This window comes from Luteimonas chenhongjianii (assembly GCF_002327105.1).
Classification (GTDB): Bacteria; Pseudomonadota; Gammaproteobacteria; order Xanthomonadales; family Xanthomonadaceae; genus Luteimonas; species Luteimonas chenhongjianii.
On sequence record NZ_CP023406.1, the window covers coordinates 3180821 to 3192714 of the forward strand.

An 11894-nucleotide genomic window follows, 5' to 3' on the forward strand; every position below is an offset into this window, starting at 1 on the left:
CGCTCACTGCAGCCACCCGCGTCGATCGAGGCTGCGCCGCGCGCGCCAGGCCCGCAGCCACCAGCCACGCTCGCGGCAGGCGGCGAACACCGCATCCGCCCCCTGCGGGAACACGGCCCGGAACGCGTCCCTGCATTCCTGCGCCTGTACGAGATCGTCGTCAGGCACCTTGCGGGCCAGCGCGGCGAACGTCCGCAGCGCGAAATAATCGGCAGCCAAGCGGGCCTTGCCATCCTGTCCACCGGGCAGCGCCGCCAGATCGCCGTGCAGCTGACGGAGCGAGACCAGCAGGTCGCCGGTCTTGGTGGCATCCATCCGCGCCATGATGCTGTCGCCCCGCTGCCGGTAGCCGACCCAGGGCTCGGCGACATGCACCCAGCTGGTGGTCCTTCCGATGAGTTGACCGGTGATGGCCATGTCCTCGAAGAAGCGCCCTTCCGGAAAGCGCACGCCTTGCCAGATCTCCCGGCGCGCGATTTTCGACCACACGTGCAGCTGCCGACCTTCGAGCAGGCCGGCCACCAGCGCCTCGCGGCTGGACCCCGCCGACCCCCGTCCGGAACTGGCGAAACTCGGCCGGTGCAGTTCGCCGCGCAGCCGATGCCGCAGGCCGAAATCCTCGCGGAGCAGGCGGAAATCGCAAAGCACGAGATCCGGCTGCGAGGTATCGATCACCGCCTTGAGCCCGGCCAGGGCGCCGGGCAACAACACGTCATCGGAATCGAGGAACCACAGGTACCGCCCGCTGGCATTGGCCAGCAGCGTGTTGCGTGCCGCAGCGAGACCGCGGTTGCTCGGGTGTTCGATCATCCTGACCCGCCCCGGGTGGGCTGCAACCAGGCTCCGGGCGATCTCGGTCGAACCGTCGGGCGACGCATCGTCGAGCAGGACCAGCTCGATGCCCTCGGCCCCGCCGGGATCCTGGCCGAGTACCGATTCGGCGCTTTCGCGCAGGTAATTCTCGACCTTGTAGACCGGCATCAGGACGCTCAGCCAGGGTGTATCGGACATGGATTCAGTTCCGTTGCGTGCTGCAGGGAGACCGCGGGATGGCGCGAAGCGAACCTGGCCCTGGCTGGCGGAAGCGGACCGCCGCACAGGATGCCAGCATCGTCGCCGTCAGGGACTCAGGCCCTGCGCAGGCGTGCGTAGAAGAACCCGTCCATGCCCGCTTCGCCGGGCAGACGCTGGTGGCCGGCGCCGGTGTCGCGACCGAAACGCGCGTCGAGCGGCTCCAGCGCGAAGTCCGGATGGTCGGCAAGGAAGCGTTCGACCTGGGCGGCGTTCTCGCGTCGCAGGATCGAGCAGGTCGCGTACAGCAGGATGCCGCCGGGTGCGACGAGGCTCGCGAGTGCATCGAGCAGCTGCGCCTGCAGGGCGACCAGTGCGTCGAGATCGCGCGGCCGGCGATGCAGCAGCACGTCGGGCTGCCGGCGCACGATACCGGTCGCCGAACACGGGGCGTCCAGCAGCACCGCATCGAAGGGGACGCCATCCCACCAGCGCGCGGGGTCGAGCGCGTCGGCGGTGCGCACCTGCGCCTGCGCGCCGAGGCCCAGGCGCGCGAACGTCTCTTCGATGCGGGCCACGCGCGGCGCGGCGATGTCGATCGCCAGCAGACGCAGGGCGGGATCGTGTTCGAGCAGATGCGCGCTCTTGCCGCCAGGCGCCGCGCAGGCATCGAGCACGCGCGCGCCGGCTGCCGGCGCCAGCGCTTCGCGCACCCGCTGCGCGGCAGCGTCCTGGATCGACACGTCGCCGTCGTTGAAACCGGGCAAGGCATCGACCGGCACCGGCGTGGCGAGACGCAGGGCATCGGGCATGTCGGCGGGGGCGTCGGCCTGCAGGCCCGCGCCAATGAGTCGGGTGTAATACGCATCGCGGGTGCCGTGGCGGCGGTTCACCCGCAGCCATTGCGGCGCTTCGGCGGCGCTGGCCGAAAGGATCGCATCCATGTCGGCTGGCCAGTCGGTGCGTACCTGCGCCAGCAGCCACGCCGGCCATGCCGCGTCGACGCTGGCAGCCGGCAGGCCGTCCTTCTGGGCCCGTCGCAACAGCGCGTTGACGAGGCCGGCCTGGTGGGCGCGGCCGATCAGGCGCGCCGCATCGACGGTCGAATTGAGCGCGGCATGCGCCGGCAGCGCCATCGGATCGAGCTGGGCGAAGCCGGCGTAGAGCAGCGCGCGCAACGGTGCGTCACGGCTCCCGAGCGGGCGTGGCATCCAGCTCGACAGCGCCGCGGCATACCGGCCCTGGTGGCGTACCGCGGCGAACGCCATCGCCTCCACCAGCGCGCGGTCGCGGACATCGTCGATGTCCGCCAGTGCCGTCGACAGCTCACCCTTCAGCGAGCGGCCCTGATGCAGTACCGCGTCGATGACCCGGGCTGCAGCCGCCCGTGCGTGCGCGCCGTGATCCATCTCAGGCGCCCACCGCGCGCAGATCGCTGCGCGCATTGAGGTAGTCGGCGACGTCGATCGCGCGGCCACCGGCGCGCTGCACCCGCTGCAGGCGCAGGGCACCCTCGCCGCAGGCGATATCGATGCCCTGGCGGCCGGCAAACAGCACCGTGCCCGGCGTCTGGGCGTGGGCGAGCGGCAGCGCACTTGCGGCATGGATGCGCAGGCGCTCGCCGGCCACTTCGGCCTCGGCCACCGGCCAGGGATCGAAGGCGCGCACGGTATTGGACAGCTCGATCGCCGGTCGCGACCAGTCCAGTCGCGCCTCGGCCTTGTCGAGTTTGTGGGCGTAGGTGATCCCTTGCGCCGGCTGCGGGTTGAGTGGCAGCTGCATGCCGACGCGCAGCAGGCCGAGGCCGTCGGCCAGGACCTGGGCGCCGAGAACCGCGAGCCGGTCGTGCAGGCTGCCGCCGGTATCGGTCGGCGCGATCGGCGTGGTCTGACGCAGCAGCACCGGGCCGGTGTCCAGGCCTTTCTCCATCTGCATCAGGCATACGCCGGTTTCGGTGTCGCCGGCCTGGATCGCCCGCTGGATCGGCGCCGCGCCACGCCAGCGCGGCAGTAACGAGGCATGCACGTTCCAGCAGCCGTACTTCGGGATATCGAGCACCGCCTGCGGCAGCAGCAGGCCGTAGGCGACGACGATGATCAGGTCGGGCTCCAGCGCGCTCAGCGATTCGAGCACCTCGCGGCCCTTCAGCCGCTCGGGCTGATCCACCGCCAGTCCGCGCTCGAGCGCCGTCCGCTTGACCGGGGAGGCGGTCAGCGCCCGCCCCCGCCCGGCGGGCCGGTCGGGCTGGGTGTAGACCGCGACGACCTCGTTGCGCGCGTCGGCAGCCAGCAGCGACGGCACGGCGAAGTCGGGGGTGCCGGCGAAGACGAGTCTCATGAGCGGTTTCCTGACAGGCAGCGGCAAAAAGCGGAGCGCCCACGCGCGTGTCCCGCAACGGCGACTCCGGGATCGGCGGGCGGCGTGCGCGGCGTGGCGATCAGTCGCGACCCTTGCGCAGCTTCTCGAGCTTCTTCAGCGCGCGGTCGCGCTTGAGCGGCGACAGATAGTCGATGAACAGCTTGCCGTCGAGATGGTCGATCTCGTGCTGCACGCACGTCGCCAGCAGGCCGTCGACGCTCATCTCGAACGGTTTGCCATGCCGGTCGAGCGCAGTGACGGTGATGCCGTCGGCGCGGGTCACGTCGGCGAACACGCCCGGGATCGACAGACACCCCTCGGTGTGGACGCGCAGATCGTCGGAGCGATCGCGCACTTCCGGATTGACGAACACCAGCGGCTGCTCACGGCCCTCGGTCACATCGATGACCATGAAGCGCGCATGGGTGTCGACCTGGGTCGCCGCCAGGCCGATGCCGGGCGCCTCGTACATGGTCTGGAACATGTCGTCGATCAAACGCTGGAAGGCCGGATCGGCGAAGGAGTCGGCGGCGACCGGTTCGGCCAGTTTGCGCAGCCGGGCGCTGGGGTATTCGAGGATCTCAAGCAGGGGCATGGTGGCAAACAGCGAAAGCGGTCACAGCCGCGGGAGCGAGGTTGGAATTGTAGCGCGGCCACAGTTGCGTCCGCGCCGGACTTTCAGGCTATATTGCGCCGCTGCAAGGGGAAAAACTTAAGGGGAGCAGGTAGATGGCGGGCACGCTTCAGCGTCTTTCCAGGTCGCTACGCACGGGTTGTGCCGTCGCGTTGTTGACCGTCACCACGTTCGCCGCTGCCCAGCAGATGCGCGGAGACCATCCGGAAACCTATGTCGTGGTCCGCGGGGACACGCTATGGGACATCGCCGGTCGCTTCCTCGATCGGCCCTGGCTGTGGCCCGAGATCTGGCAGGCGAATCCGCAGATCGCCAATCCGCACCTGATCTATCCGGGTGACGTGATCAGCCTGGCTTACCTCAATCGGGTGACGATGGCGCCGGGGCCGCGGCCACTGGAAGCCTCGCCGATCAATGCGATCCCGCTGTCGGACGTCGAGCCATTCCTGAAGAACCGCCGGGTCGTGTTCGAGTTCGAAAACCTGCCCTACGTGCTCGGTCTGGAGGACGGACGCCTGCGCGGCAGCGTCGGCCGCAATGTCTACGTCAAGGGACTGGACGCTGCCCGTCCGGGCGAGCGCTATGCGGTGCTGCGCCCGGCCACGGAGTTCTACGGTGCTCGCGGCTCGCGCGATCTCGACTTCCGCGGCAAGCGCATCCCCGGCGAGAGCAACCTGTGGTCGCAGACCCAGCCGAAGTCCCGCCAGCAGGACGCGTTCCTCGGCTACGAAATGGTGCAGATGGGCGTGGGCACGGTGCTCCACGGCCCGACCGCGCAGAGCGACACCACGACGCTGGTGCTGGACAACGACGGCTTCGAGGCACGCGTGGGCGACCGTCTGGTCCCGGCGAATCCGCAGCCCTACGACCTGCAGTTCTTCCCGCACGCGCCGAGCGCCGAGGCACTCGCGGCCAATGCGCGCATCATCGGCGTGGCCGACATGCTGGTCACCGGTGGGCCGCGCGACGTCATCGCGATCTCGGCCGGCTACCAGAACGGTGTCGACAACGGCACGGTGTTCTCGATCTGGCACGACGGTTCATACGTCATCGACCGGGTGAAGCACCCCAACACCTCGCAGATCACCAGCTCGCCCAACCCCGGGGTCAACCGCGATCGCCTGCCCGACGAGTACGCCGCGCACGCGATGGTGTTCCTGACCTTCAACTTCGTCAGCTACGCGCTGGTGATGGAAGGCGAGAAGCCGGTGCAGGTCGGCTACACGGTCAAGCACCCGGACGCCGAACAGTAGGCGGCGCCCGCCACGCGGGCTTTCCCGACCGGATCGGACGACGGCACCTTCGGGTGCCGTCGTCGTATGCGGCCTAGGCTTGGGCCATGGACGACGATCGCGACCTGCAGGCGGTGCTGCGCCTGATCCATGCCGGCGGCGCCGCCGCGCCACGCCGCGCCCTGCTGTCGATGCCTGGCGGGCCGGCGTCCGCGCTCGACGCTGGCCCGGCCGTGTGGCGGGCCGCCGGGCTCGATGCGCGCCAATGCGCCCTGCTTGCCGGTGACGCGCCCGACATCGATCGCTGGCACGACTGGCTGACCGCCACATCCGCCCGGCAGCTGATCGCCTGGCACGATCCCGACTACCCGGCGCTGCTGCGCAGGATGTCGGCGCCGCCACTGGCGCTGTTCGTCGAAGGCGACGTGGCACGGCTGTGGCGGGCGGGCATTGCCGTGGTCGGCAGCCGCGCGCCCACGGTCGGTGGCCGCGACAACGCGGCTACGTTCGCGCGACGGTTCGCAGTCGCGGGTTTCGCCGTGGTCAGCGGGCTGGCCAGCGGCATCGACGCGGCGGCGCACGCGGCCGCGCTCGACGCCGACGGGGACACAGTGGCGGTCCTGGGCAGCGGGATCGACCAGCCCTATCCGCGCTCCAACACACGGCTGCATGCGCGCATCGTGGGCACCGGGACGGTGGTCAGCGAATACCCGCCGGGCACGCCGGCACGGCGCGAGCAGTTCCCAAGCCGCAACCGCATCGTCGCCGGACTCGCGCTGGGCACGCTCGTAGTGGAGGCCGCACACCGCTCCGGGGCATTGATTACCGCCAGGCTCGCCGCCGACGCGGGTCGCGAGGTCTTCGCGATCCCCGGCTCCATCCACAATCCGATGGCGCGCGGCTGTCACCGCCTGTTGCGTGATGGCGCCACCCTGGTGGAAACGGCCGAGGAAGTGATCGATGCGCTTGCGGCAATCGCCGCCGGTCTGGCCGACGCCTTGCAGGGGCGGCTCTGCGCCCCCATTCAGAGGGGCAAGACGATACCCGCCGTGCCCGCTGAACAGCAGGCCTCCCCGTCATCCGATGGCGATCCGGACTACCACCGGTTGTGGAATGCCCTCGGGCACGACCCAACCGGTATGGATGAACTGATCTCGCGCAGCGGATTGACGGTGGCCCGGGCGTCGGCCATGCTGCTGTCCATGGAGCTGGATGGACGTGTGGCTGCGGCGCACGGTCGGTATTCCCGAAAGTCCTGACACGATGTGCCGCGAGGCGCAGGCCGAGGGGAAATGAAAGAAAGCATCCTGGATGTCCTGCTGTACCTGTTCGAACACTACTTCACCGAGGATGCGGACCTCGTCCGTGATCGCGACTCGCTGCAGAGCGGCCTGCTCCAGGCCGGATTCAGCCCCGCCGAAGTCAGCAAGGCTTTCGACTGGCTGGACGCATTGGCGGACCAGCGGCCGAGTGTGCCGGTGGTCCGCGCCGATGGCCCCACACGCGTCTACAGCGGTCCGGAGCTCGACCGGCTGGACGTCGACTGCCGGGGGTTCCTGATGTTCCTCGAGCAGCATCGCGTACTCGATTCCGACCAGCGCGAGCTGGTACTCGACCGCGTGATGGCGCTCGACCAGGACGAGCTGGACCTCGACGACCTGAAGTGGGTCGTGCTGATGGTGCTGTTCAACCAGCCCGGCAGTGAGGCGGCCTATGCGTGGATGGAAACGCAGATGTTCGACGATGAGCCCGAGCCGGTGCACTGAGCCGCCATCTTCAGGCCGGAATCGACGAAAGGCGCCTGCGGGCGCCTTTCTCGCGTCTGGCGCTTGGGGCGGCGACAGCGCGCCTGTAGGATGAACAGCGGGGAGTGGCCGGGCGTCCGGCCGCGCAGGGAAGCCACGCCAATGTCCGATCCGGTTCCACGCGCCGCCGGCAGGCCGGCGCCTCGGCTGCATGCCTATCGGCGCTCCGGTCGGACAGCGACCCGGCTGACGTCCCGAAGCATGACCCGCTGGTATTACCTCGACGGTGGCAATACACGCCGCGGCCCGATTACTGCGGCCGCGCTGCGGCAATTGCGCCAGCGGGGCAGGCTGGACGACAGCACCCTGCCGTGGCGGGACGGACTGCCGGCATGGACGCCACTGCGCGGACTGGCGCAGAAACTGAACTGGCGGCGCGCATGCGTCCGGGGCCGCCGACGCACCTTCAAATCCCGCCCGGCACCAGAGACTGCCGGAGCCGCCTTGCATCCCGCCGGCGGCGGACCGGCCACCGGAGGCGCGAGCGTCGTGCCCGCGGCCGGCGCCCGGCGCCGTAACCCTCCGCTCCACTCCATCACCGACCCAGAGACCTTACGCCGATGACCGACTGGTACTACACCGATGCCCGGAACACCCGCCACGGCCCGGTGACGCTGCCCGCGCTGCTGCAGCTGCGTCGCGACGGCATCGTCCACGACGCCACCTTGCTGTGGCGCGAGGGCCTGGCCGATTGGCAGCCGCTGCGCGAGCTGGCGCCGGAACTCGCTGCCGACGGCGCTGCACCGGGCGTCATGCCCAGTGCCAATTCCTGGGCGTTGGAGCCGGTGCCCCCGCCGACGGAGGAAGCGCCGCACCCGGTGCAGGACCCCGGCTGGCGCGCCGTCGCCGCTGCCGGCGGCGTGCAGTCCGCCGATGCTGCGGGACGCGCAGCGGGCGCGGGGGCCGGCTCGCCCTACGCGCCGCCCGCATCGAACGTCGCGCGTCGCAGCACCGCCGTGCTCGGCCGCGATGTCGTGCTGGCCGGTTTCTGGAAGCGGGTGGCCGCCTACCTGATCGACAGCGTCATCGTCGGCCTGGCCGGCATGGCGCTGGCCGCGTTCGCACTCAGTTTTGCCGGGGTGGCGGGCCTCGGGCGCGGCGAGTGGATGAACGCGCTCGTGACGAACCTGATCTCGATCGCGCTTTCCGCCTCCTACTACGCCTGGTTCCATGCGTCGCACTCGATGGCCACGCCCGGCAAGATGGCCGTGGGTATCAAGGTGGTGCGGCTCGATGGCGAACGGATCTCGCTCGCGCGTGCCATCGGCCGCTACTTCGCCACGATCCTCAGCGGGATGATCTTCGGCATCGGCTTCCTGATGGCCGGCTTCACCGAGCGCAAGCAGGCGCTGCACGACATGGTCTGCGACACCCTGGTGGTCGACCGCTGGGCCTTCACCGCCCATCCCGAGCTGCAGCGCCGCGAGCTCGGCACGGTGGCGGTCGTGGTGTTGGCGATTGGCGGCGTGCTGCTGGGACTGGCCCTGCTTGGGATCGTCGCAGCCGTCGGATTGGCCGTACTTTCCTGACCGGCAGCAGTGCCGGCGCTTGACAGCTACCGGCCTGCGTGATTCCACTATAAAAGCAATCGACCGCCCGGGCCTGCCCCGGGCGTCGTCATCTTCACCTTTTTGATGGGCCGCCCCGGTGCGCCCTGGATGCCGCCGACATGGCCAAGAACCTCCTCATCGTCGAATCGCCCGCCAAGGCGAAGACGATCAACAAGTACCTCGGCAAGGACTTCCAGGTCCTGGCCTCGTACGGCCATGTGCGCGACCTGATCCCGAAGGAGGGCGCGGTCGATCCGGCGCACAACTTCGCGATGCGCTACGACCTGATCGAGAAGAACGAAAAGCACGTCGAGGCGATCGCCAAGGCCGCCAAGTCCGCGACCGACATCTTCCTGGCGACCGACCCGGACCGCGAGGGCGAGGCGATCAGCTGGCACATCGCGGAAATCCTCAAGGAACGCGGCCTGCTGGAGAACCGCACCCTGCAGCGGGTGGTGTTCACCGAGATCACGCCGCGCGCGATCAAGGAAGCGATGACCAGGCCGCGCCAGATCGCTGGCGACCTGGTCGACGCCCAGCAGGCACGACGCGCGCTCGACTACCTGGTCGGCTTCAACCTCTCGCCGGTGCTGTGGCGCAAGGTCCAGCGCGGCCTGTCGGCCGGCCGCGTGCAGTCGCCCGCGCTGCGCATGATCGTCGAGCGCGAGGAAGAGATCGAAGCCTTCGTCGCCCGCGAGTACTGGAGCATCGAGGCCGAATGCGCGCATCCCTCGCAGGGCTTCACCGCGCGGCTTACCCGCCTCGACGGGCAGAAGTTCGAGCAGTTCACGGTCACCGACGGCGATACCGCCGAGGCGGCGCGCGCGCGCATCCAGGCCGCCGCGCAGGGTGCGCTGCACGTCACCGATGTCGCCAGCAAGGAGCGCAAGCGTCGCCCGGCGGCGCCGTTCACCACCTCGACGCTGCAGCAGGAAGCCTCGCGCAAGCTCGGCTTCACAACCCGCCGCACGATGCAGGTGGCGCAGAAGCTCTACGAGGGCATCACGCTCGGCGATGAGGGCGCGGTCGGCCTGATCACCTACATGCGTACCGACTCGGTGAGCCTGTCGCAGGAAGCGCTGGGCGAGATCCGCGACGTCATCGCGCGCGATTTCGGCACCTCCTCGCTGCCGGACCAGCCCAACGTCTACCAGACCAAGTCCAAGAACGCGCAGGAAGCCCACGAAGCCGTGCGCCCGACCTCCGCGCTGCGCACGCCCGCCCAGGTCGCGCGCTTCCTCACCGATGACGAGCGCCGCCTCTACGAGCTGATCTGGAAGCGCGCCGTGGCCTCGCAGATGATCCCGGCCACGCTCAACACCGTCACCGTCGATCTCGCCGCCGGCAGCGAGCACAGCTTCCGCGCCTCGGGCACCACGGTGATGGTGCCGGGCTTCCTCGCCGTCTACGAGGAAGGCAAGGACAACAAGGGCAAGGAAGACGAGGACGAGGGCCGCAAGCTGCCGCAGATGAAGACCGGCGACCGCATTCCGCTCGATCGCATCCATGCCGACCAGCACTTCACCCAGCCGCCGCCGCGCTTCACCGAAGCCTCGCTGGTCAAGACCCTCGAGGAGTACGGCATCGGCCGTCCGTCGACGTACGCGTCGATCATCCAGGTGCTGCAGTTCCGCAAGTACGTCGAGATGGAGGGCCGGAGCTTCCGCGCCAGCGATGTCGGCCGCGCGGTGTCGAACTTCCTCTCCAGCCATTTCACCCAGTACGTGGACTACGACTTCACCGCCAGGCTCGAGGACGACCTCGATGCCGTCTCGCGCGGCGAGGCGGACTGGATCCCGCTGATGGAGAAGTTCTGGGGCCCGTTCAAGGAACTGGTGGACGTCAAGAGCGAGTCGGTCGACCGCACCGAGGCCACCGGCGCGCGCGAACTCGGCACCGACCCCAAGACCGGCAAGCCGGTCAGCGTGCGACTGGGCCGCTTCGGGCCCTACGCGGCCATCGGCAGCACTGCCGAGGACGCCGAGGACAAGCCCAAGTTCGCTTCGCTCCGGCCCGGCCAGAGCATGCACACCATCAGCCTCGAGGACGCGCTGGAGCTGTTCCAGCTGCCGCGCATCCTCGGCGAGGACAAGGGCGAGCAGGTCAGCGTGGGCATCGGCCGCTTCGGCGCGTTCGCAAAGCGCGGCAGCGTCTACGCCTCGCTGAAGAAGGAGGACGACCCGTACAAGATCGACCTCGCGCGCGCGGTTTTCCTGATCGAGGAAAAGGAAGAGATCGCGCGCAACCGGATCATCAAGGAATTCGAAGGCAGCGAGATCCAGGTGCTCAACGGCCGCTTCGGTCCCTACATCAGCGACGGCAAGCTCAACGGCAAGATTCCGAAGGATCGCGAGCCGGCGTCGCTGACGTTCGAGGAAGTGACCAGGCTGCTCGAGGAAACCGGCAAGCCGGTACGCAAGGGCTTCGGCAAGAAGGCCCCGGCGAAGAAGGTCGCAGCGAAGAAGGAACCTGCCGCCAAGAAGGCGGCCACCAAGAAGGCGCCTGCGAAGAAGGCGGCCAAGAAAGCGGCGAAGAAGGTCACCAAGAAGGTCGCCAAGAAAGCTGTTACGCCCGCGGCGGAACCGGCGAAGTCCCTGTTGACCCCGTCGAAAGTCGAGACCGGCAAGAAGCGCGTGATCAAGGCCGGGGCCGCTGCGCCCGCCCCCGACGACGCGCCGTTCTGAGCGCGCGTCACCGATCCGCATGAGCGCGATCCCGCTCGAAGTGCCCGCCGCCGCCGACTTGCTCGCGCGCGGCGGCGTCATCGCCTATCCCACCGAAGGTGTCTGGGGACTGGGCTGCGATCCCTTCGATCGTGCGGCGGTGCTGCGCCTGCTCGATATCAAGCAGCGCGCGGTCGACAAGGGCGTGATCCTGATCGCCGGCGCGGTCACGCAGCTCGACCCCATCGTCGACTGGAGCGCGTTGCCGCAGGCGCGCCAGGCCGCCGTCATGGCCAGCTGGCCCGGCCCCAACACCTGGGTGATGCCCGCGCGCGCGGACGTGCCGGGCTGGATCACCGGCGCGCACGCGAGCGTCGCGGTCCGCGTCAGCGCCCACGCGCCGGTCATCGCGTTGTGCGCCGCCTTCGGCGGTGCGCTGGTGTCGACCAGCGCCAACCTCTCAGGACATCCGGCCGTCACGACGCGCGATGCACTCGATCCGCATCTGATCGCCCGCATCGACGGCGTGCTCGTCGGCGAAACCGGCCGCCGGAGTTCGGCCTCGACCATCCGGGACGCGCATTCCGGCGACGTCCTGCGCGCCTGATTCGCGACGCGGACAACGCGGGCGCCGAACTCGC

The 11894-nt window shown here is 69.4% G+C and carries 10 protein-coding genes and 1 pseudogene; 7 read left to right on the forward strand and 4 right to left on the reverse strand.

What is annotated here, in order from left to right; genetic code table 11:
- Positions 1-3: 3 nt before the first annotated feature.
- The 4 genes from CNR27_RS15615 to def all read right to left on the reverse strand — a co-directional run bounded on the left by CNR27_RS15615 (position 4) and on the right by def (position 3964).
- A complete protein-coding gene (locus CNR27_RS15615) occupies positions 4-1011 on the reverse strand; it encodes a glycosyltransferase family 2 protein (RefSeq protein WP_096299860.1) in 1008 nt (335 codons plus the stop codon).
- A gap of 116 nt (positions 1012-1127) precedes the next feature.
- A complete protein-coding gene (gene rsmB / locus CNR27_RS14395) occupies positions 1128-2420 on the reverse strand; it encodes a 16S rRNA (cytosine(967)-C(5))-methyltransferase RsmB (RefSeq protein WP_096299862.1) in 1293 nt (430 codons plus the stop codon).
- A gap of 1 nt (position 2421) precedes the next feature.
- Positions 2422-3348: a methionyl-tRNA formyltransferase gene (fmt, locus tag CNR27_RS14400; protein WP_096299864.1), complete on the reverse strand. Its 927-nt coding sequence runs from the start codon at positions 3346-3348 to the stop codon at positions 2422-2424.
- Between the two features lie 100 nt (positions 3349-3448).
- Positions 3449-3964: a peptide deformylase gene (gene def, locus CNR27_RS14405; protein ID WP_096299866.1), complete on the reverse strand. Its 516-nt coding sequence runs from the start codon at positions 3962-3964 to the stop codon at positions 3449-3451.
- Between the two features lie 134 nt (positions 3965-4098).
- On the opposite strand from def, the gene CNR27_RS14410 reads away from it, so the two are divergent.
- From CNR27_RS14410 to tsaC, 7 genes and pseudogenes are all read left to right on the forward strand, one after another.
- Complete coding sequence (locus CNR27_RS14410) at positions 4099-5256, forward strand: LysM peptidoglycan-binding domain-containing protein (RefSeq protein WP_096299867.1); 1158 nt, start codon at positions 4099-4101, stop codon at positions 5254-5256.
- A gap of 86 nt (positions 5257-5342) precedes the next feature.
- Positions 5343-6494 carry a DNA-processing protein DprA gene (gene dprA, locus CNR27_RS14415; protein WP_096299869.1) on the forward strand — a complete coding sequence of 384 codons (1152 nt, stop codon included), beginning with the start codon at positions 5343-5345 and terminating at the stop codon, positions 6492-6494.
- A gap of 33 nt (positions 6495-6527) precedes the next feature.
- The gene (locus CNR27_RS14420; protein ID WP_096299870.1) at positions 6528-7001 is read left to right on the forward strand and encodes a DUF494 family protein; all 474 of its coding nucleotides are present in this window, start codon (positions 6528-6530) and stop codon (positions 6999-7001) included.
- Between the two features lie 240 nt (positions 7002-7241).
- Entirely contained in the window at positions 7242-7604 is a 363-nt protein-coding gene (locus CNR27_RS15960) for a DUF4339 domain-containing protein (protein WP_157745517.1), read from the forward strand.
- Positions 7601-8569: an RDD family protein gene (locus tag CNR27_RS14430; RefSeq protein ID WP_096299874.1), complete on the forward strand. Its 969-nt coding sequence runs from the start codon at positions 7601-7603 to the stop codon at positions 8567-8569. The genes CNR27_RS15960 and CNR27_RS14430 overlap by 4 nt, the downstream gene beginning before the upstream one ends.
- A gap of 140 nt (positions 8570-8709) precedes the next feature.
- A pseudogene (locus CNR27_RS14435) lies at positions 8710-11172 on the forward strand (DNA topoisomerase I); the annotation flags it as partial.
- A 121-nt stretch (positions 11173-11293) separates the two neighbouring features.
- On the forward strand, positions 11294-11860 hold the full coding sequence (tsaC, locus tag CNR27_RS14440) for an L-threonylcarbamoyladenylate synthase type 1 TsaC (RefSeq protein WP_096299878.1): 567 nt from the start codon (positions 11294-11296) through the stop codon (positions 11858-11860).
- The last annotated feature ends 34 nt before the right edge of the window (positions 11861-11894 follow it).